This window comes from Occallatibacter savannae (assembly GCF_003131205.1).
GTDB lineage: Bacteria > Acidobacteriota > Terriglobia > Terriglobales > Acidobacteriaceae > Telmatobacter > Telmatobacter savannae.
Window position 1 is genome coordinate 702,117 of the sequence record NZ_QFFY01000001.1, and the last position, 20,983, is coordinate 723,099.

At 59.8% G+C, this 20,983-nt stretch carries 20 protein-coding genes; 12 read left to right on the plus strand and 8 right to left on the minus strand.

Annotation, left to right across the window (positions count from 1 at the left end; all coding sequences use genetic code 11):
• Nucleotides 1-7 precede the first annotated feature (7 nt).
• Entirely contained in the window at nt 8-808 is an 801-nt protein-coding gene (locus tag DHV10_RS03055; RefSeq protein WP_162601148.1) for an alpha/beta hydrolase, read from the plus strand.
• Between the two features lie 135 nt (nt 809-943).
• On the opposite strand, the gene DHV10_RS03060 is transcribed toward DHV10_RS03055, so the two are convergent.
• Nucleotides 944-1,918 carry a VWA domain-containing protein gene (locus DHV10_RS03060; protein WP_162601149.1) on the minus strand — a complete coding sequence of 325 codons (975 nt, stop codon included), beginning with the start codon at nt 1,916-1,918 and terminating at the stop codon, nt 944-946.
• The gene (locus DHV10_RS03065) at nt 1,915-2,433 is read right to left on the minus strand and encodes a DinB family protein (protein WP_109484830.1); all 519 of its coding nucleotides are present in this window, start codon (nt 2,431-2,433) and stop codon (nt 1,915-1,917) included. The genes DHV10_RS03060 and DHV10_RS03065 overlap by 4 nt, the downstream gene beginning before the upstream one ends.
• A 152-nt stretch (nt 2,434-2,585) precedes the next feature.
• Here DHV10_RS03065 and DHV10_RS03070 point away from each other — a divergent pair, with 152 nt between their 5' ends.
• From DHV10_RS03070 to DHV10_RS03085, 4 genes are all read left to right on the plus strand, one after another.
• Nucleotides 2,586-3,032: a BlaI/MecI/CopY family transcriptional regulator gene (locus DHV10_RS03070; protein ID WP_109484831.1), complete on the plus strand. Its 447-nt coding sequence runs from the start codon at nt 2,586-2,588 to the stop codon at nt 3,030-3,032.
• Nucleotides 3,029-4,810 carry a M56 family metallopeptidase gene (locus tag DHV10_RS03075; RefSeq protein WP_109484832.1) on the plus strand — a complete coding sequence of 594 codons (1,782 nt, stop codon included), beginning with the start codon at nt 3,029-3,031 and terminating at the stop codon, nt 4,808-4,810. Before DHV10_RS03070 ends, DHV10_RS03075 begins: the two co-directional genes overlap by 4 nt.
• A 92-nt stretch (nt 4,811-4,902) precedes the next feature.
• A complete protein-coding gene (locus tag DHV10_RS03080; RefSeq protein WP_109484833.1) occupies nt 4,903-5,697 on the plus strand; it encodes a hypothetical protein in 795 nt (264 codons plus the stop codon).
• A 74-nt stretch (nt 5,698-5,771) separates the two neighbouring features.
• Complete coding sequence (locus tag DHV10_RS03085) at nt 5,772-6,275, plus strand: DUF3224 domain-containing protein (RefSeq protein WP_239461265.1); 504 nt, start codon at nt 5,772-5,774, stop codon at nt 6,273-6,275.
• 68 nt (nt 6,276-6,343) lie between these two features.
• Here the strand turns inward: DHV10_RS03085 and DHV10_RS03090 are convergent, their stop codons facing one another.
• Nucleotides 6,344-6,805, minus strand: coding sequence for an energy transducer TonB (locus DHV10_RS03090; RefSeq protein WP_109484834.1), 462 nt, complete (start codon nt 6,803-6,805; stop codon nt 6,344-6,346).
• A 234-nt stretch (nt 6,806-7,039) separates the two neighbouring features.
• On the opposite strand from DHV10_RS03090, the gene DHV10_RS03095 reads away from it, so the two are divergent.
• Both DHV10_RS03095 and DHV10_RS03100 read left to right on the plus strand, forming a co-directional pair.
• Complete coding sequence (locus DHV10_RS03095) at nt 7,040-7,744, plus strand: HAD family hydrolase (RefSeq protein ID WP_109484835.1); 705 nt, start codon at nt 7,040-7,042, stop codon at nt 7,742-7,744.
• 45 nt (nt 7,745-7,789) lie between these two features.
• The gene (locus tag DHV10_RS03100) at nt 7,790-8,278 is read left to right on the plus strand and encodes a hypothetical protein (RefSeq protein ID WP_162601150.1); all 489 of its coding nucleotides are present in this window, start codon (nt 7,790-7,792) and stop codon (nt 8,276-8,278) included.
• A 250-nt stretch (nt 8,279-8,528) separates the two neighbouring features.
• On the opposite strand, the gene pnp is transcribed toward DHV10_RS03100, so the two are convergent.
• Together pnp and rpsO are read right to left on the minus strand one after the other, a co-directional pair.
• Nucleotides 8,529-11,003, minus strand: coding sequence for a polyribonucleotide nucleotidyltransferase (gene pnp / locus DHV10_RS03105; protein WP_109484837.1), 2,475 nt, complete (start codon nt 11,001-11,003; stop codon nt 8,529-8,531).
• A gap of 283 nt (nt 11,004-11,286) precedes the next feature.
• Nucleotides 11,287-11,553 carry a 30S ribosomal protein S15 gene (gene rpsO, locus DHV10_RS03110; RefSeq protein ID WP_109484838.1) on the minus strand — a complete coding sequence of 89 codons (267 nt, stop codon included), beginning with the start codon at nt 11,551-11,553 and terminating at the stop codon, nt 11,287-11,289.
• 161 nt (nt 11,554-11,714) lie between these two features.
• Here rpsO and DHV10_RS03115 point away from each other — a divergent pair, with 161 nt between their 5' ends.
• From DHV10_RS03115 to DHV10_RS03125, 3 genes are read left to right on the plus strand one after another with little or no spacing between them, the layout of a single operon-like run.
• A complete protein-coding gene (locus tag DHV10_RS03115) occupies nt 11,715-12,482 on the plus strand; it encodes a DUF4184 family protein (protein ID WP_162601151.1) in 768 nt (255 codons plus the stop codon).
• Between the two features lie 35 nt (nt 12,483-12,517).
• Nucleotides 12,518-13,312, plus strand: coding sequence for a class I SAM-dependent methyltransferase (locus tag DHV10_RS03120; protein WP_109484840.1), 795 nt, complete (start codon nt 12,518-12,520; stop codon nt 13,310-13,312).
• 26 nt (nt 13,313-13,338) lie between these two features.
• Nucleotides 13,339-15,060, plus strand: a complete 1,722-nt coding sequence (locus DHV10_RS03125) for a CRTAC1 family protein (RefSeq protein WP_162601152.1) — start codon at nt 13,339-13,341, stop codon at nt 15,058-15,060.
• Between the two features lie 154 nt (nt 15,061-15,214).
• On the opposite strand, the gene DHV10_RS03130 is transcribed toward DHV10_RS03125, so the two are convergent.
• Nucleotides 15,215-16,255: a VWA domain-containing protein gene (locus DHV10_RS03130; protein ID WP_109484842.1), complete on the minus strand. Its 1,041-nt coding sequence runs from the start codon at nt 16,253-16,255 to the stop codon at nt 15,215-15,217.
• Between the two features lie 231 nt (nt 16,256-16,486).
• Here DHV10_RS03130 and DHV10_RS03135 point away from each other — a divergent pair, with 231 nt between their 5' ends.
• Nucleotides 16,487-16,912: a hypothetical protein gene (locus DHV10_RS03135; RefSeq protein ID WP_109484843.1), complete on the plus strand. Its 426-nt coding sequence runs from the start codon at nt 16,487-16,489 to the stop codon at nt 16,910-16,912.
• Nucleotides 16,913-16,986: 74 nt separating this feature from the next.
• On the opposite strand, the gene DHV10_RS03140 is transcribed toward DHV10_RS03135, so the two are convergent.
• Both DHV10_RS03140 and DHV10_RS03145 read right to left on the minus strand, forming a co-directional pair.
• Nucleotides 16,987-18,657 (minus strand): DUF4139 domain-containing protein, encoded by a 1,671-nt coding sequence (locus DHV10_RS03140; protein ID WP_109484844.1) that lies wholly within the window; start codon nt 18,655-18,657, stop codon nt 16,987-16,989.
• Nucleotides 18,658-18,931: 274 nt separating this feature from the next.
• Entirely contained in the window at nt 18,932-19,156 is a 225-nt protein-coding gene (locus tag DHV10_RS03145) for a hypothetical protein (RefSeq protein ID WP_109485681.1), read from the minus strand.
• A gap of 316 nt (nt 19,157-19,472) precedes the next feature.
• Between DHV10_RS03145 and DHV10_RS03150 the strand changes: the two genes are divergently transcribed.
• The gene (locus tag DHV10_RS03150) at nt 19,473-20,894 is read left to right on the plus strand and encodes a pyridoxal phosphate-dependent decarboxylase family protein (RefSeq protein ID WP_162601153.1); all 1,422 of its coding nucleotides are present in this window, start codon (nt 19,473-19,475) and stop codon (nt 20,892-20,894) included.
• Nucleotides 20,895-20,983: the final 89 nt, after the last annotated feature.

Here is a 20,983-nt window from a genome sequence, read left to right on the forward strand (position 1 = left end):
CAGGTCAGTGAGGGTGCTGAGGATCTTCGCGCTTTTAGCTATCGTCGCCTACGCCGCGATCGTCGCGGCTTTCTACTTCTCTCAGCGAAGCCTGCTCTATTTCCCACCGCGCGGGTATCTGGAGAAAGCACCGAATAAGAGGTTTCTGGAGGTCCCCGTCACCACAGCGGACGGTCTCAGCCTGAAGGCATGGTACGCTCCGGCAAGCTCAAAATCTTCCACTATCGTGTTCTTCCATGGCAACGGTGACTCGCTGCTCGGTGCCGCCCAGATCGCCGAGCCGTACATCAGGGCCGGTTACGGATTTCTCGCAGTAGAATATCGCGGGTACAGCGGATTGCCGGGCAAACCGACTGAAGTAGGTTTGTACAACGATGCACGCGCCTGCATCGAGAAACTGATCGCAAGCGGTGTTGCGCCGCAGCACATCATCTTGTACGGACACTCTCTCGGCACCGGCGTAGCTGTGCAGATGGCGCGTGAATTCCCGGTGGGTGGCCTGATGCTTCTCGCGCCATGTCTTTCCATTGCATCACTCGCACAGATTCACTACCCTTTTCTCCCCGCAAGGCTTCTTGTCCTTGACCGCTTCGAGAACGACAAGAAGATTAGCCATATTCATGTCCCGGTTCTGATTGCAAACGGTGCGGAAGATCAGTTGATTCCTCCGTCCCACGGCGCGAAGCTCTTCTCGCTAGCTCGCGACCCGAAGGAGTATCACTCAATCCCCGGCACGGGACACAATGATTCCTTCGAAGGGTTCACCCCGATCAGTCTTGATTGGATCGCGCACGCGTGTCCGCCGTGATTTGAGGTTCCGCAGGTTGCCCCCGGTGCCTCGCATTTAGGCACCGAGGTCCCTCGACACCTCAAGTACAAGTTGTGCCTCATTCATCCGCAGCATAACCACGGATGAGTGGGATCGCAGAACCTCTCCCTCGTGCTACCGCAATGGCGCGAAGTAGCCTGACCTCACGTTGATCCTGCTCACTCGATCGGGCGGCTGCAATTCGATGTCGTGAAACGCACCGTCATGTTTCAGTTCCGCCGGGTTGTAGACAAGCATGTACTGATTCCGCATTTCCGACTCGATCTCCTCGAGATCGCGCTGGACCGCAGCCTCCGAGTCGTCCCCTTCGAAGACGCGCCCACCTGTTTTCGAAACAAGTTCTCGCAATACCTTAGGCCCGGTTGACGCATGCGCCGACGAAGTGCTGGAAAGAAACGCGAATATCTCGGTATTGCTTTTCTGGCAGGCTCTCGCCGCTTCATCGGAAGACGTTCGCCCGGCGTTGTCTTCTCCGTCGGAAAACAGCAGGATGACGTTCCCGGTTGCGGCCTGATCGACAGACCTGAAGGAAGACGAGCACGCCTGGAAAACAGCATTGAACAGAGCCGTGCCCGGCAATCTGCTTCCTTTGGCCGACGCGATCTGAATCGCTCTCGCAACAGGCGCACGAGCGCCGCTCCACGGCTGCAGCAATTCCGAGACAGACCCGAAGCTTGCAACGAAGGCCTCATCCACTCCCGGCCGGAAAAGCTGGTTGATGAATTTCTCCGCGATGGCTTTGCTCGATGACAAGCCCGGTTGCATGGACTCGCTTGTATCGAGCAAAATGCCAACTCGCAGACGCCGATCCGTCAGCTGGTCGAACGCCACGATCCGCCGTGGAGAAAGCCCATTGTCCCTGATCCTGATTTCTTCAGCTTTCAGATCGTGCACAGGACGGCCATCCGACGCGACCGCGTTGAATGTGACCACAACCTCATCCACATTCACGCGCAGCGGCCCGGATAAAGCATCAGTCGACCGCGCGCTCTGCTGCTCGCTTGTCTGGCAATGTGTAGCTGGAGATTTCGCGCACAGCTGCACCGCCGAAACGGCAACAATCAAGAACGCGAAGCGCAGTTCCCTCACCCCAGCTGATACTTCTCCTTCAGTATCCGGCAATGATGCTCCACGTGCCCAGGAATGATGAAAGCCAGCGCACGCACCGTGAAGCTGAATCCGCTCGCAATCCCCTTCTTCATCCATGCATCTCTGGGCAGGTTCCGATAGAGCGATATCGTTCCCACGCGCACCCGCGTGAACTCCTCCACATGCGCGCTCCACGGAATCTTCTCTGCTTGTGCAGCAGCCACCGCAACCTCCTGGTCGTAACTGGGCAGCGGGTCGGTGAACCCACGGGCAAACCACAGCGCACGAAATGTGAATGCGCGCTCCGTATCCGAGATATGGTTTAGCACCTGCTTGATGCTCCACTTTCCGGGAGCATAGCGGAACAGCGACTTCTCTTCCGAAATTCGGCGCAGCCACGGCGAATACTGATCGAGCTGATTTTCGATGGCGCGCAAGGGGTCATCGCCATTGACCTTCTGGATATAGGTGAAGTAGTAGGAGTCGGCTTCCTCGGGGCTTGGACGACCAGTCATGCAGTCGATTCTATAAGCCGGCTCGCCCCTCTGCCTCCGCTCTTCCCGGTCTGCGAAACGCACCGACGTATCTGAACCCTCTGCACCATTCGTCACAAGTACGAAGATTTTCGTTGACGCCTACGAAGCGCTTCGTATAACGTCTTCTCATCATGGAACACGGTACGACCATCCCCCGCCCCACCGAAGCTGAACTCGAGCTTCTCCAGATCCTCTGGCAGAAGGAGCCGGCAACCGTGCGGGACATTTATGAAGCTCTCAACGAAGAGAAGCCGTCGGGCTACACCACCGTTCTCAAGCTCCTCCAGATTATGACCACCAAGGGTCTCGTGGTTCGCGACGAGGCCGCCCGCGCGCATGTCTATCGCGCGGCCTTTTCGCAGGACACCATGCAGAGCCGCCTCCTCTCCGATCTCAGCAACCGGCTCTTCGCCGGGTCCGCCGCGCAGCTCGCTCTTCACGCGCTCTCCATGGGGCCGGCAAGCGAGGACGAACTCGCTGAGATTCGTGCCCTCCTCGAAAGCAGGCGGTCAGGCGCCGCCTCATCGCACCAGAACGGCACCACCCCGAACAAATCCGCACGAAAGGACCGGCAATGACCTCCATCCCCGAAGCCGTCGCCTGGACACTCATTCACTTCTGCTGGCAGGCCGCAGCCGTTGCTGCCGCTTACCGCCTGCTCTCAGCCCTGCTTGCCCGCCGCTCCGCGGAGACGCGCTACACAGCGGCCCTCGCTTCCCTTATGCTGATGCTCGCGTGCTCCGTAGTGACGCTCGCGTGGGAGCTCCGATCGGAATCCGCGCCCGCAACCTTCACCAGCACCGCAGCCAATTTCGCCGCTCCGCTGACGCTCGATTTGCCACGAATCGCCGCACCCGGAATGATTCAGTCCCGTCCGGATGTGCAGCACATCACGTTGGCCTCGCTCCTGCCCTGGATTGACGGGCTCTGGGTTGCCGGCGTCCTGGCGCTGAGCATCCGCAGTCTCGGCGGATGGTGGTATCTCCGCCGCCTGCGCCAGTCCGCAATCACTCAGGCCCCCGAAACGGTCCGCGCCAGCTTCGATCGCATCTGCTCGGCCCTTGGTCTCAGCCGTGCCGTAGCTTTGCGCGTCTGCACCGCCATCGACGGCCCCATGACCATCGGCACGCTGCGCGCAATCATTCTCCTTCCCCTTAGCGCGCTCACCTCCCTCGGCCCCGATGAACTCGAAGTCGTCCTCGCGCATGAGCTGGCTCACGTCCGTCGCGCCGACTTCTTCTGGAACATACTCCAGACCATCGCCGAAACCCTCTTCTTTTTCCACCCCGCCGTGTGGTGGATCAACGCCCGCATCCGCCACGAGCGCGAACTCTGCTGCGATGACATGGCGCTCAAAATCTGCCCCAACCCCGTCACCTACGCCAGCGCTCTCTATCGCCTTGAGGAGCATCGCTCGCGCCACCTTCGCCTCGCGATGGCACTCGACGGCCACGCCTCACATTCCACCTTGCTGATGCGCATCGCCCGCATTCTCGGAGAACCCATGACCCGCATCCCCAGCACTCGCCTTCGCCCCTTCTCCCTCGTCGCCGCTTCCGCCGGACTTGTCGCGCTGCTTGTTCCTGCGCCCCACGTCCTGGCTAGCCTCAACCCGGCCCCGCAACCCACGGCCAGCCCCGTCGTCTCTACCGTCGTCACACCTGCAGTCCACGTCAACGCCACCGCCGCGGTCGCAGTAAAAGCCAAGCCCTCGCCCTATCCCGCAATCCAGACCACCACCGACGCTAGCGTGGACACAACCATCGCAGCAGAAACCCAACCGCAAGCCAAGCCGGAACCCGCATCCCAGCCTCACAGCGATTACATCGATCGCATGAAAGCCGCAGGCTATGACGTCGATCTCGACAAGATGATCAACATGAAGATCCAGGGCATCACGCCCGAGTACGCGCAGCAAATGGCGAACGCCGGCTTCGGCAAGCTCAGCGCCGACGACCTTGTCTCCTGCAAAATTCAGGGCGTCACGCCGGAGTACATCGCGGACCTCAAGAAGCAGGGCTATCAGATCGACGACGTCAAAGAAGCCGTCTCGTTCAAGATATTCAACATCACGCCCGAATTCGTCTCCGGCATGAAGGCCGCAGGTTTCGACAACCTGAACTCGAAGCAGCTTCTCAACATGCGCATCCAGGGCGCCACGCCTGAGTTCGCTCGAACCCTCAAGCAAAAGTTCCCCGGCGTCACCGCTGAAGACGTCGTCCAGGCTCGCATCTTCCACATCGACGACGAATTTATCGCCCAGGCCAGCCGCCACGGCTTCACCAACCTGCCGTTCAAAAAGCTGGTGCAACTGCGCATCTCCGGCCTCCTCGACGACGAATCCGTAAAGCAGTAGACGCAAGATCCACCACTCAGCTCATCCCAGGACCCGCCTCTGCGCGGCACAGGAAAACCTCGCCTCAAACGAGGCAATGAGGAGACACTCCGATGCGTATCAGCTCCGCAGCTCTTCTTCTCGCAATGGCAACGGCTTCAATCAGCCTCCGCGCTGAGTCGCTCGAATCCCTTCACGCAAAATGCGCCGTCAGCCCCGGCCGGGATGGCGGCAATGGCAGCAAGCTCAGCCTCCATATTTTCGATACAAAGGACTGTCCCGAAAGCCGCCACTGCGGCTCCGACTTCAGCAATGAATCCATGAGCCGCTTCACCGGCGTCTCCCTCTCCGATCTCGCCAACGAAGGCGCGCACCTCACCGCCACGCTCCACGCCGAAGCCGGCACCTTCACCTGCACCGGCATCGTTCACGATCAGGAACTGTATGGCGACGCCCTCTTCACTCCCGATCAGACCTTCGTCGACACCATGGCAAAGCTCGGCTTCACCGGCTATGACTCGCAGAAGCTCCAGGCCTATGCTCTGCTCGACGTCACCAGCGACTATGCCCGTTCCCTTCAGCAGGCCAACATCAGGGGTCTCACCACCGACAATTTGATCGCGATGCGCATCTTCAAAATCGACACCTCCTATCCGCAGAACTTCGTAGCCATGGGATACGAACAACCCGATGCCGACAAGCTCATCGGACTCAAAGTCCAGGGCGTCAACGCCGACGAAATCCGCCAGATTCGCGACCTTGGCTTCAAGCCCACCCTCGACGAACTCATCCAAATCCGCATCTTCAAGATCACGCCGGAATTCGTGCGCCGCATGCAGAGCCGCGGCCTCAAAGACCTCACCATCTCCAAGCTCGTCCAGATCAAGATCTTCAAACTCGACGAATAATCCGCCTCGCGACAAACTCGCCGGTGCCGATCCGCGCTCTCCGACAAAATTTTTCAATAACCGCGGAGGCCGGCGTGCGTCGAATCCTTGTCCTCTCCCTGATCTGGCTGTGTGCGGCCGTCCCTCTGGCCGCACGGGCTCAAGAAGTTCATCCCGTTGCGAAGGATCCACTGATGCCCCTGCATGCTGAAGGAACATTTGAAGTGAAAAACTTCCCGCTCGGATCTGACGAGGCACTCAACAGCACTGCCATTGGCCGCTTCGGCCTCGACAAGCAGTTCCATGGCGACCTAGAAGGCACAAGCAAAGGCGAGATGCTCGGCGCGGGCAATCCAGCCACCGGAACCGCCGGCTACGTCGCCATCGAGCAGTTTACCGGCACGTTAAACGGACACCACGGCTCGTTCGCGCTGCAGCACTTCGGCACGATGGAAGACAACAAATTCGATCTCACTGTGAAAGTGGTTCCCGGCTCAGGCACCGAAGATCTCATCGGCATCAACGGAACCATGACCATCAGTGTCGCGAACGGCAAGCACTCTTGGAAATTCGACTACGCACTCCCGCCTCACAAGTAAGCGAAAAAGAACCTCCATCCCGGCAGAACGTCTTCCGCAGGATGGAGGCAGGAGGGCTGGTCAGGCTCTCAACGTTTTGCAAAATTCACTTCAAGATTGATATCCACTGCAACCTTCTGGTCGTTCAAGGTTGCGGGCAGATACCGATACTGCCGAACTGCGTTCAACACGCGCTCATCCACCGTCGGGTTCGCTGACTTGGTGAGATGAACGTTCTGCGGTTTGCCTCTCTCGTCAACCGTGAAGCTGACGACGACTTGATGAGCTGAGACATTCTGATCGTTGAAATCGGATGATGAAACCTTGAATGAAGGCTCTGAAATCAGCTTCGGCCAAACCACTCCGGAACTGATACGCAGAGGTTGTGCGTTGCTTGACGCGTCGGTTGAGGGTTGCGACTCACCGTGCGCATACAGCACGCCGGCATAGTTGTTTCTCGCTTCCAGATTGACACTCGAGCCCTTGGCGACCGGTTGGGCGTGGAGCAGCACGGAGGAGAAGATAGCACACACTGCAACTACATTCCGCATGATTGTCTCCTTGAGGTTCGAGGGTACCCATCACCACGTTAGCTTCAACTCAACACGATCGTCAACGAAAAAATACGCGCCTCGTGTTTTCAGCAACTTATCGGTTGCATTTTCCCGCTTACACGAGCAGCGTAAAGATCGAATGAAGATCGGAAGAATTAACATCACGCAGGTTCACGTCCCACACTGAACGCACAACGCGAACCCGGCAACAGAACCCGTTACGATAGACGCATGCCCCGGTTCCCTTCAGGCCAGACGCTCCTCATCGATGCCGATGACACCCTGTGGGAGAACAACGTTTACTTCGAGCGCGCCATCGCTGCGTTCATCAGCTACCTCAATCACCACGAGTACTCAGCCGCCGAAGTCCGCCAGACCCTCAACGCCGTCGAGCGCGAAACCATCCTCGCGCATGGCTACGGGCTGCCCAGTTTCACGCGCTCCCTCATCACCTGCTTCGAGCGCCTGAGCCCGGAGCCAATGGACGAAGAGAAGCTTCGTCGAGTCGAGGGATTCGCGAATTCAATTGCAGAGCAAGAAATCGAACTGCTGCCTGGTGTCGATGAAACCTTGAGAGATCTCTCGACCCGGCATAGGTTGATCCTCATGACCAAGGGAGACCAAGCCGAGCAGGCCGACAAGGTGCGGCGTTCCGGACTTGCCTCCTACTTCTCCGTGGTCGAGATCGTTCGCGAAAAAAATCCTGCTGTCTATCAAGCCGTCATGGCTCGCCACGAACTGATCCCGCACGCAACCTGGATGATCGGAAACAGCCCCAAAAGCGACATCAATCCCGCTTTGGCGGCCGGCCTGCACGCCGTGTTTTTGTTTCACAAAGACACGTGGATCCTTGAGCATGCCGCACTTGACGCAGCTCCGGCCGGTCAACACCTCATCGAGCTCGAGGCCTTCCACAAACTATCGGTTCTCTTTTAACCCCCCGCCCGATCTGGGGATTGCCGATCCGGGGTAAGATACGGTATGCATCAATCCCCCTCCTCTGATGCTGCACACAACGGCAGGGAGTTCCCCGCGCCCCCAAGGGTGCACTGGGCCGTTCTTCTTCTCTTGATTGCCTGCACTGAAGCGCTGGTTTGCTACTTCTTCCCGGAGCCGTATCGAAACTTCGCCATCTACGCCGTCGCGGCAGCCTGGCCTACATACCTCTGCATCTGGATCCGTAGACTCAACCCGCGAGCAAGTTCTCTCTACTGGGCGATCGCTTCGATCGTCACCGGTTACGGATTCCTCTTCTCCTGGCTTCTCGGAGTCGTCGTCATCTTCGAACTTCGCGAGGAACTGCTCGAGCACTACAGCCGGCGAGAGCCCATCGGCCTGCGCCTGAACTGGTTTCTCACCATCATCGGCTCGGTAATCTACTTCCAGTTCGCGCTGAACAAAATCGCCCGTCCGAAAGAAGCTGCTGCCCGCGCACTCGAGGTCGAGTCAGAAGGCTCCGTTCCAGCCTAAATACCGCCTCGCGGCCATCTCACGTTCTGAAGGCTGCTCGAAGCGAAGGCCGCAGGCACCCTGCTCATGACACCCGCGAAATGAATAGGAGGGAGCTGCGAGTAACGAGCACGAAGTGCAGATCTCTCGACTCCTCGCTTTGCTCGTCGCTCGATATGACAGGCAGTTCTTAACAGAATAGAAAAACGCCCGGGATTGGATCCGGGCGTTTCTGTTCATGCGGAGTGTTGTTGTGCGATGAGGCGATTAGTTAGCCTCGGCCACCGCCACCACCCTGGCCGGGACCGCGCCCGCCGCGACGACGCCGGCGACGACGGTTGTTGGCTCCGGGTCCGCCGGGGCCGCCACTGGGACGCGGGCCAGTTCCCTGCCCAGCCTGGACCGGAGCGCCATCAGCGCGGTTGAAGTTAGGCTCGTTCTCTTCGTCGAACTCCTCGCCGCCTTCTTCATCGTCGAAGTCGTCGCCGCCTTCGATCAGGATCGTGCTCTGATTGGAGCGGGGCTGACGCTCGTCGAACTCGCTGCGCGGACGTTGAGGCCGGCTGGGCTGCTGAGGAGCTTCTTCGGAGCGGCTGCTGCCGGCGCCGGAGTCGCCTTCTTCAACTGGGGCGCCCGAAGCTGCGGCAAGCTTGGCCTTCTGCTCGCGGATGAGAGCCTTGCGGCTGAGCTTGATGCGGTTGCCTTCGATGGCGAGGACCTTGACCATGACCTGATCGCCTTCGCGGAGCTCGTCCTTCACTTCCTTGACGCGATGCTCGGCGATCTCAGAGATGTGCAGGAGGCCGTCGGTGCCCGGGAAGAGCTCGACGAATGCGCCGAACTCGGCGAGTCGAACGACCTTCCCGAGGTAGATCTTGCCGACTTCGGGGACCGCAGTGATGTTGCCGATCATTTCGAGGGCGCGCTTGAGACCGTCGGCGTCGCTGGAGGCAACGCTGACCTTGCCGGTGTCGTCGACATCGATCTTGGCGCCGGTCTGCTCGACGATGCCACGGATGGTTGCGCCGCCCTTGCCGATCAGGTCGCGGATCTTGTCGGTGGGGATCATGAGAGTCTCGATGCGAGGCGCGTACTGCGAGCGTTCAGTGCGGGGACCGCTCAGTTCAGCGTCCATCTTGTCGAGGAGGAAGAGACGGCCGCGCTTGGCCTGCTCCATCGCTTCCTGCAGAATCTGACGGGTGAGGCCGCCGATCTTGATGTCCATCTGGAGAGCGGTGATGCCCTTGCGAGTTCCGGCAACCTTGAAGTCCATGTCGCCGTAGTGATCTTCGGCTCCGGCGATGTCAGTGAGGATGGCGTAGTCGTCGCCTTCCTTCACGAGTCCCATGGCAACTCCGGCGACCGATCCGGAGAGGGCGATCCCGGCGTCGAAGAGCGCGAGGCTGGCGCCGCAGACGGAGGCCATTGAAGATGACCCGTTCGACTCGAGGATGTCGGAGACGATGCGGATCGTGTAGGGCTGATCTGCTCCCTCGGGCAGCACAGCTGTGATGGCTCGTTCAGCGAGCGCCCCGTGGCCCACTTCACGACGACCAACGCCGGACATACGTCCAGTCTCACCAACGCTGAACGGCGGGAAGTTGTAGTGAAGCATGAAGTTCTTCTTCTTCTCGCCTTCGAAGCTCTCGAGCCGCTGACCTTCGTCGGCAGTGCCGAGAGTCGCGGTGACGAGTGCCTGGGTTTCGCCGCGGGTAAAGAGGGCGGAACCGTGGGTGCGAGGAAGAACCTTGGTCTCGATGGAGATGGGACGAATCTCGTCGAAGGCGCGGCGGTCGGGACGGATGCGGTCCTTGGTGACCTGCTCGCGGAAGGTGCGCTCGCGGAGCGCCTCGTAATAGTGAGCGAGCTTCTTCTTGGCTTCGGGATCGTCGGCGGGGAGCTCGGCTGCAAGCTCGTCCTTGATCTGCTTGACGAGCGCGTAGCTCTTGATCTTGTCGTGGGTCTTCGTGTCGAGGGCGTCTTTGAGGCGCTCGCCGACCTTCGACTTGAGCGAGTTGTAGTACTCTTCGTCGAATGTGGGGGCATTGAAAGAGCGCTTTTGCTTTCCAGCCTTGGAGACGAGCTCTTCGATGGCGGCGCAGATCTTCTTGATCTCTTCGTGCCCGAACTCGATGGCGGCGAGGATGACGTCTTCCGTCTCTTCCTTCGCGCCCGACTCGATCATCACAATGCCGTCTTTGTGGCCGACGACCATGATGTTGATGGTGGTGTTCGCACGCTCTTCGTAGGTGGGGTTGATGACGAACTCACCATTGACGCGGCCGACGCGGACTGCGCCGACGGTGGCGCCGAACGGAATGTCGGAAAGGGCCAGCGCACAAGCGGCGGCGTTGATGCCAATGACGTCGGGGTCATTCTGCTTGTCGGCAGAGAAGACCAGCGCGATGACCTGGGTCTCGTTGCGGAAGCCTTCAGGGAAGAGCGGGCGGATCGGGCGATCGATCTGACGGGCGGTGAGGATTTCCTTTTCACTCGGGCGGCCTTCACGCTTAATGAATCCGCCGGGGATGCGGCCGCCGGCGTAGGTGTATTCGCGGTAGTCGACAGTGAGGGGGAAAAAGTCGATGCCTTCGCGCTGGTCGGGAGACGCAACCGCGGTGGCCAGAACCACGGTTTCGCCCGTGGATACCAGTGCAGCGCCGGAAGCCTGCTTGGCCATGCGACCGGTCTCAAAGACCAGGCGCTTGCCGCCGGCAAGCTCGACTGTCACTTCTTGTTTAGACATAGTGTCCTCTTTTCGTTTTTTCGCTTGGGAAACTTTTCAGGTGAGCTGTACCGGAGGGGCAGAGATGGGTGCCACGTAGAAACGCCGTCTCGAGCGATTGCTTCGAGGCGGCGTTGGCTTGGGTCTGAGGTGAGGATTGCGGACGGAATGAGCCGACAACTCCGCGCAGGACCCGGCGTGATTCGCGATCTGCCAGGTACACCATTGCCCCTAACTCAGAATGTGACGGGGCCATGACCAGGTTCCGGTCTGGGTGCTTCCGGTTCAACGTTTGCTTTCTGATTTACTTGCGGATACCGAGCTTTGTGATCACGTCGCGGTAGCGATCGCCATCGTGCGTCTTCAGGTAGTCCAGCAGGCGGCGGCGCTTGCTCACGAGCATAAGGAGGCCACGGCGTGAAGCGTGATCCTTCTTGTGGGTCTTGAAGTGCTCGGTCAGTTCGCCAATCCGCTCACTCAGAATCGCGATCTGGACTTCGGGGGAACCGGTGTCCGTCTCGTGGGTGCGGAAGCGTTCAATCAATGAAGTTTTCTTTGCAGTCGCCAACACGGCGTATGGTACTCCTCTTGCGTTCTCAGTCCACTCTCAAAGTGTCTCCATAGAGGTTAACATGAATGACTTGCGGGACGGAAACCCGCGGCGGCGGATCTGCAAGTGTCTGGGTTTGAAGGGGTGTGGCCGAGCCGTGGAAACCGGGGATAATGGGGATAATGCCCTTCACTCTCTCCCATGCGGCTGCGGCACTTCCCTTTCGCCGCACACGGCTGGTGATGTCAGCGCTGGTTTTCGGATGCTTCGGTCCGGACCTCGAGTACTTCCTGTGGCTGCGGCCGCATGGGCACTTCGGGCACACGCTGCCGGGGCTGTTCCTATTTGATCTGCCCGCCTGCCTGATCGCGCTGTTCTTTTTTCAACGCTATGCGAAGGCGCCCTTGGTTGCTTGTTTGCCGATGCACTTGCGAGAGCGAATCCACAAAGACGGTGGGTTGGAGATCAGGACGTTTTCGAAGTTCATGCTGGTGTGCGCGTCGATCATGGTGGGCGTGCTGACGCACGTTGTCTGGGACTCATTCACGCATGACTCGTACTTGTTCGGTCGAGATCTGGAATTCCTGAAGAAGAACGTGGATCTGCCGGTGGTTGGTTTACGAGACTGGGCGCTGATCTTGCAGTATGCGAGTTCGGTGTTCGGACTGGTAGCGATCCTGGTGTGGTTCATCTACTGGTATCGGCACACTGCGCCGGATCATCTCGAGAAGGAGAGCGGCTTCTTCTCGCGCGATCGCCTGGTGGTTGCCGGGGCGTTTGTCGCTGCGATTCTTGTGGGGCTGGTGAGGGCGGCGATCGGTGGATTGCCGAATGGAATTCACGGATACCAGAGGTTTATGACGGTGGCGTCGATTTCAAGCATTGCGACGTTCTGTCTGGAGATACTTGCGTACGGGGCTGTGCACAACAGGCTCGGCGAGAAGACCTGAATGCGACGCCTGCGATTCTATGTGGACGGAGGAGCATGAGCACGTCACCTCACAACTACCTGCTTGCGAATACCAGCCCTGAAGCACCGAAGCGGTTCTCAGCTCTCGCTGAGTTGTTCGATCCGGGTACGGTCCGCCATTTGGACAGATGTGGCGTCGGCCGCGGATGGACGTGTTTAGAAGTGGGGGGAGGAGGAGGATCGATCGCCCGGTGGTTAGGTGAACGCGTTGGTCCGAGCGGACATGTGTTGGTCACCGATATCGATACTCGGTATCTAGAGCCGTTGAACGACGCTGGGATTGAGGTGCGTCGTCACAACATCGTGACGGATGCACCTCTGGAACCGATTTTTCAGCTGGTGCATACCCGTCTGGTGCTGATGCACCTTCCGCAGCGCGAGCGGGCGCTCGAGCGCATGGTTGCAGCACTGGAACCAGGCGGTTGGCTTGTTGTCGAGGAGTATGACACTGCATCGATGCTGCCAGATCCGGAGGTTGCTGCGGGCGAAGTCTTTTTGAAAGCACATCGCGCGATGTTGCAGTTCTTTGATGATGGAGGCGTGGACAGGCGCTACGGGCGAAAGCTGTTCGCGAGACTACGCGCGCACGGGTTGTCCGACGTAAGGGCGGAGGCCCAGGTGTTCATGTTCAGGGGTGGCTCTTCGGGAGCTTCTTTGTTAAAAGCGAATCTCGAGCAGCTCAGAACACCGATGATCGAGCGGAACTACATCAGTGCTAGAGCGTTCGACGAGGATCTCGCTCGATTGGATGATTCCGATTTCATTACACCGTCCGGAGTGATGTGGTCGGCTTCGGGATGTCGCTCGTGATCTCAGGCTTCTTAGCTACTCCGTTGATGAATCGCATTCGCTTCAATCTGCCGTTGATCTTTGTTTTCGCCGTCGCGGCTTTGGCTGTGGCGCAGCAGAGTAACGATGCCAAAATCCGTTTTCGCGATGTCTCGCGGGAGGCGGGGCTGACGACTCAGCCGACGCCATCGCTCGAGAAGAAATATCTGGTTGAGATGATGGGCGGAGGCGTCGCGCTCTTCGACTGCGACAACGATGGGAAGCTGGACATTCTCGCGACGAACGATTCGGATGTGGACCGGTATCGCAAGGGAGGCGATCTGATGGTCACGCTGTATCACCAGGAGTCGGCGCTTCACTTCTCTGACATTACGAGTAAGGCGGGGCTGGGGACGAAGGGCTGGGGCATGGGCATTGCCATCGCCGACTTCGACAACGATGGCCTGCCGGATATCTACGTGACCGGGTACGGTCACAACGTTCTCTATCGCAATGTGGGCGGATGCAAGTTTGAGGACGTGACGGAGAAGGCGCATGTGTCGGGAGGCGGCTTCTCTGCCGGCGCGGCGTGGGCCGACTACGACGGGGACGGAAGGGCGGATCTGTTCGTGTCGCGGTATGTGTACACGGATCTGGATCATCTGCCGGGGCCGGGGGCGAAGGGGTTCGGGTATCGCGATGTGCAGATTGAGCAGCCGGTGGCTCACGATGGCTATGCCGATCTGCTGTATCGCAATCGCGGCGATGGGACGTTTGAGGAAGTAGCGGCGAAGGCCGGCGTGGCGAATGCGGAGCATCGGCTGGGGATGGGCGTGGTGTGGGCTGATTACGACAATGATGGCTGGCCGGATCTGTTTGTGACGAACGACATGTCGGCGAACTACATTTATCGCAACAAGCACGACGGAACATTTGAAGACCTTGGCGTGGCGGCCGTGGCGGCGCTGGGGGAGCGCGGGGAGACTCAGGGGAACATGGCGGCGGACTTTGGCGATGTAGCGCATGATGGCACTCTGGGGCTGCTGATTACGCGCTATGCACACCAGCCGTTGAGCCTGTATCACTACAGCGCTGCTGAGGGATTTGTGGATGATACGTATGTGTCGGGGCTGGGGCATGTGGACAGGAACATGACGCGGTGGGGCGGAGGGTTTGCGGATTTCGACAACGATGGTTGGAACGACGTTCTGGTTGCGAATGGGAATTTCACTCCGCTGATCGACGCGATCCCTACGGACCCGCGGTATGCGGAACCGATGCTGTTGTTCCGGAATACAGGGAGCGCGCATTTTGCGGATGGGTCGAGTGCGTCCGGGCTGAATGAGGGCGCGTTGCAGTCGCGGCGCGGAACGGCATTTGGGGACATCGATAACGACGGCAATGTGGATGTGGTGACGTACAACGTGGGAGCGCCGCCGTCGCTATTCCTGAACGTGACGAAGAATATGAACCACCGGGTGGAGTTTCGGCTGGTGGGCGCGAAGAGCAACAGGGCGGCGATTGGAGCGCGGGTGACTGTGACGACGGGAGCGGGCTCAGGCGAGGTGAAGAGGATCGATGAGGTTCGGGCGGGGGGGAGTTATTTGTCGAGCAGCGATCAGCGATTGCATTTCGGGCTGGGGAGCGCAAGTGTGATGAGCCGAGTTCAGATTCGATGGCCGGATAGGACGGTTGAGGAGCTGAAGGATGTGGCGGCGGATGCGGTGTATACGGTTGTGGAGGGGGAAGGGATCAAGGGAAGTGTGAAGTTTCTATCATCGACGAGGTGATCCAGCTTCATCCGATTTCGCTCAGCCTTCAGCGTGATATGTTGAACTGCCAGCTGAAAGACAGCCACAGATCCTTCGACTCACCACCCCCGAACTGAAAAACGTTCGGGGCCCCTTTCGCTCAGGATGACAGGCATCTTGGCTGATGCTTCCCCTAGTCGGCGCCGCGCCAGTAGTTGGCGCGGGCGATGATTTTGGCGCCGTAGTCTTCGACGGTGCGGACGCGGATGGTGTGGAGGCCGGGAGACGGATCGCTCGGGCTGAAGGTGATGAGGTAGCGGTTGCGCACTTCTTTTGCGGCTTCCATGATGCGGTCTTCGAAGCGGTGGTCGCCGACGAAGGTCATGTACTCGCCTCCGCTCATGATGGCGATTTCTTTCGCCACGTTCTTTTTGAACGCGTTGACGGCCATGACGAGCGTAGAGACCATGCTCATCATGCGATCTTCGCCGGAGTCTTTGACGTCGTGGGCGAACTCGGCTTTGGAAGGCGAGTAGGAGACGCTGAGGACCAGCACGTCTGACCGGCCAATTTTGGCGACGAGTTGCGCGGGCTTGGTGTGCTTGCTGCCGTGATCGCGCTGCTCGCTGATGAGGAGCAGGACGCGGCGGTATTGCTTGGGCTGGTCTTCAAGCAGGGTAACGCCGTAGCTGATGGTGTCGAGAATGGCGGCGCCGCCATCGCCGGGCTCGAGTTGCTGAAGGCTTTCCGATAGCTCTTCCTGCGAATGCGTGTAGTCGTGAATGAGGCGAGGGACGGAGCTGAAGCCGACGAGGGCGGCCTGGCTGCGCGGGTCGGAGAGGAACATTTCCAGCAGAGGGCCCATCTTGTTGAGCTTCTGGAATTCGAGCCAGCCTGAGCGGCCTTCCTCCATTGCGATGACTAGAGCGATGGGCGCGGTGTCGAGTTCTTCCTGGACGTGGATCTTCTGCGGAACGCCGTTGTCTTCGACGACGAAGTCAGACTGCTTGAGGCCGTAGACGATGCCGCCGCCGTGGGGCTTCTCAACGAGGGTGGGGACGAGAACTTCGTTGGTGGTGACGCGAATGGTGGGTCCGGCAGCCTGGGAGCCGGGCATGGCCTGCGGCGCTTCGACGGGAGGCAGGGCGGGCTCCTGGGCCAGGGCGGCCGGGACAACGCCGAGCAGGAATAGAAGGAAACAAAGCCGATGCCGCCGGCGCGGTCCGACGCTCATTCTGATAGAGACCTCCGGGTTCGATGATAGGTGATCGCTGCGATCGCAGTTTCATGCCGAAACGCGGCAAGAATGTGATTTGAATCACGATATTGCTCTCAGTATCGGGGGTGATGCCACCTCCAGGGGTCGAGCCTCACCGTAAAGTCTGCAAATCATTGCACGGGGGTGGGATACAGGCGTACCCACTTCGGGAGTACTGTTTGGTCACGGGAGTAAGGAGAAAGACCCATGGGCCGAACCCACGTTGACGAAACCTATCTCAGCGCATTCCATGCCGCAGTAGAGCAACGCGAGTACATCTTCAGAGAGTTTGAACTGCTGAAGCAGCGGAGAACGCTGCTCGAGCAGGCTGCTCGCAGCCTGGAGCCCCTGGTATATCCGGACGAGTACCACGAGAAGCAGGCGGAGCTGGCAGCGGCAGCCGAACAGGCTGTAAAGGCCGTGGTCGAAATCAGAAGCTCAGCGCCGAGCCCGGAGATCTGGAATCCGACAATTCCGGCCGAGGTACCTGCGCCGGTCGTTGCTCCAGCGCCGGTCCCGGAGGCTGCGCCCGTGCAGGCTGTGACGCAGGTTTATGTGCACGGCGACGGCGAGCCGGACGATGAGATTCAGCGGCGCATCAGCATCGCGATTGGGCGCTCGGCGGCAGACTGAGCACGATTCGCCGCGAAGACTGGAAAAGGCCTCGGTGCGCGCCGAGGCCTTCTGTGTCTCCCTACTAGAGCAGCCTATGCGCGAACCCAGATCCTGTAGCGATAGGTGACGATCCGTTCCTGTCCCGGCGCGAGCGTGATCTCCCAGGTCAGACGGGATTTTGGATTGTCGCTCTCAATTCCCTCACCCAGCTGAACGGTCTTGCCTTCGTCGGATTGGAATTCTGATTTGCCGCGCAGGGTCTTGCCAATGGCGAGGTGGACCTCTTTCGATTTGTAGTTCTTGACCTTGAGCCGGCCTTCAACGGTGACGAGGTCGTAGTTGTAGCCGCGGCGGTGGTTGAGCTCCTGCTGGCGGGCGACTTCGCGTTCCTCGTGGCTGGCGCGAAGGTCAGTGGCGACGGTGATGCGCAACGTTGAGGTTGCACTTTTCTGCGTGTAGGCGAGGGTATCCTGCGAGACGGGTTTGTCGCCGGAGATGACGAGAGCGGGCGCACTGGTCCATGGAAACTTCGTTGAGTTCTTGAGGCGGATGGAGTGCCAGATGCTGTCGGCGTGTGTGTTGTCCGGCATGTTCTGGCCCTGGTTGATGACGTTGCCGTAGGGGTCGACGCGGGGCTGGTCTTCGACTTCCCAGTTGTAGAGATGCTGGTAGCCGACGCTGCCGCTGAAGACGTTGTAAGTGGCGCGTTCGCCTTTGGCGAGGGTTACATCGGAACGGCTGTAGAGGAAGAGATCTTCTTCGGGAGCGCTGGACATCTCGTCGACGCCGTTAACGAGGTTAATGGGCGCGGCTTCCCTCTCGTCGGCCATCATGGCCTGCGCGCTGATGGCGTTGGAGAGAGCGCCGAAGGACTTCTTGCGGTCGTAATCGCGTTCGGCGTCCTTCATGAAGTCCACCAGGGATTGCTGGAGGCTCATGGGCGAGATGGTGTTGGAGTAGGCGAAGTTGGGGACGCCGACGACGAAGAAGAGCTGTGCGTTCTGGAGGTCTTCAGCATCGTCGCTGACGACGGCCTGCATGGTGATTTGGGCGTTGGTGTCGTCGGTGAGCGAGACGAGGTAAGAGGGAGTCCAGCCGAGGCCGTGCTCGAGGTAGCCCATGGAAATCTTTTCTCTGGAAGAGGAACTCTTTAGCTTGAGGCGGAGGGCCTGGGTCGGGGTCTGGATGTTTTCGCGAAGCGTAGCGTCATCGGGAAGAGTCGCCATGGAGATGCCGCCGAGCGGAAAGGCCATGAGGCGCTTGTCGGTGCGGAGGAGGAGGTAGTCTTCGTGCGGCTGAGGCTGCGGGTAGCGGGCGTCGGTGGGGGCGATGGGGTTGGGGGCGGGATCGGTTGGCGTGGGCTGGAGGCCAACCACTTCGCCGGTGTAGTCCTTCATCTGGTAGGTGATGGTGACGGTCTTGCCGGCGTTGGCGCGGAGGATTTTGCCTATGGTCTGGATGGGGCGCTGGGACGTTGTGTTGTAGCGGTAGGCGACGATCTCGTCGATCCGAGCTTCGGGATTGACAGGGGCGATCCAGAGAGTGCCGAGGGTGGCGGTCGGAATCGGCGAGAGGCGAGCAGTGCCGGCGGTAACGGGGATTTCGCCCTGGCGAAGGACGAAGGCGAGTCCGTTTTTAAAGGCGGCTACGGCGACGGTTTTGGGAAGGGGCGCGGGGGCGTCGGCAGTTTCTGCGCCCAAGAGGGCGGCGGCGGGGGCGATCAGGATACAGGCGAGACGCAAGGCTTGCGGAGCGAGACGCATGGTTCATCCTCCAGGTTGCTGACCGGAGAACGGACGGAGGGTGAGGGCTTGCGGAGTTTTTTGATCGGGATTGTTGGGGCTGAGAAGGTGGAGGGCTTTCGTTCCCACCCAAGCAGAGCTTGGATGGGGCACCCGGGTGTTGTGGCAATACGAGGGAAGAACAACTGCGGGTTCCTCGACTCCCGATGGTCGCTCGGAATGACACCCGGTGTTGAGACACGCTCGATTTGTGCACACGCGCTTGGGGATCGCGCGCTCGGGATGACTGACGCTTTTATGGGCGGCGACGGGCTTCTTTTTGCACTTGGCCGGTCCAGAGGAGGAAGCTGAGGAGTTCCCACTTGGAGTGCCACATGAAGGCGAAGATGTCGCGGGCGCGAAGGGTTTCGGCGGGCTTGCTGGAGTAGGTCTCGACGCGCCAGCGGAGGTACTCGCTGCGCCAGGGCGCGAGGCGGTGGCCGCGGGTGGCGTTCCAGATGAATCGGAGTGCGCTGAACATCTGTGAAAAGGATAGCAGCGGCGGCGATGCATTCAGGGAATCCTTCCTCCAGCTTTCTAGTGGAGGTTCTTCGTTCCCACCCAAGCAGAGCTTGGATGGGGCACCCGCGTGTTGTGGCAAGACGGGGAAAAGCAGAGCTTGGATGGGCACCCGCGTGTTCGGGGCAAGGCGGAGAAAGAACAACTGCGGGTTCCTCGACTCCCGTTGGTCGCTCGGAATGACAGTCGGTTTTGAGAGAGCGTGCGATCAGGATTACACCTGTATTTCGGAGAGGCGTATCACGCGTTCGATAGACTTTTGCTTTGGAGAGATTCGAATGGATGTGAATGAGTTTCGTGCGGCGGGGCACAAGGTGGTGGACCGGCTGGCAGAGTACTTCGGGAGCATAGAGTCGAAGGCGGTGTTTCCGAACGCGGATCCGAAGATGATTCGCGAGTTGTTCGATGAGGCGCTGCCGGAGAAGCCGGAGTCGATGGAGGATGTACTCAAGGAGCTTGAGGAGAAGCTGCTTCCCTACTGCACGCACGTGGGGCATCCGGGATACATGGGGCTGATTACGCCATCACCGAATCCGGTGGGTGTGATTGGGGACTTCATCTGCTCGGCGCTGAATCAGAATCTTGGCGTGTATTCGATTGGGCCGTCCGCGGTGGCGATGGAGCGGCGCGTGGTGCGGTGGCTGACGGACATGGTCGGATATGGCGAGAAGGCCGGCGGAAACCTTACGAGCGGCGGAATGCTGGCGAACTTTATCGGCCTGAAGCTGGCGCGGGACTGGGCCTCGAAGGATCGCGCGCAGCATGAGGGCGTTCGCGAGCGTTGGGCCGTTTATGTGTCGGACCAGCGGCACGTGTCAGTGGATAAGGCAGTGGATGCGATCGGGCTGGGGCGCGAGGCGCTGCGGGCGCTGCCGACGGATGCGGAGTTTCGCTTGAGGATCGACGAGTTGGAGGAGGCGATCGCGAACGATAAGCGAGATGGCGTGAAGCCGATGTGTGTTGTCGGCTTATTCGGGACTACAAACACGGGTGCGGTGGACGATCTGACGACGCTGCGACGCATTGCGGATCGCGAAGGGATGTGGCTGCATGCTGACGCGGCATATGGCGGCGGGATGCTGCTGTCGCATGATTTTGCGATGAAGGATGCGGGGGTGGAACTGGCGGATTCGGTAACGATCGATCCGCACAAGTGGTTCTATGCGCCGCTGGATGCGGGCGCGGTGCTGGTGAAGGATGAGACTCGGCTGACGGTGTCGTTCGGGATGAAGCCGGCGTATCTGACGGACGAGATGGAGGGCGCGGAGGAGCGGTACCAGTACTATGTGCACGGGTTTGAGCAGTCGCGGCGGTTCCGAAGTTTGAAGGTGTGGATGAGCTTTAAGCGGTATGGGACGGCACAGATCGGCGACTGGGTCGATAACAACGTGCGGCAGGCGCGGCATCTGTATTCGCTGGTGGAGAACGACGCCGAGTTTGAAGCGGCGAGTGAGCCACCGATGTCGGCGATTTGTATTCGGTATTTGGGGCCGGGTGCGGAGCGCGTTGATGACAAGAAGCTACATGCGGAGGTTGCGGATCGCGTGGAGCGGAGCGGGCGGTTCTGGATTGGCACTACGGAGTTAGAGGGGAAGATGTGGTTCCGGATTAATCCGGTCAACTTCAGGACGCGGCAGGAGCATATGGAGAGGTTGCTGGAGTTGTTGCGGGAGGAGTGCCGGGCGGTTGTGCGGGGCTGAGTCATCCCACGTCTCAGAATCGAGACGTGCGGCACCCAGAGATGTGGCAAAGCGGAGGAAGAGGGTTCCTCGACTCCCGTTGGTCGCTC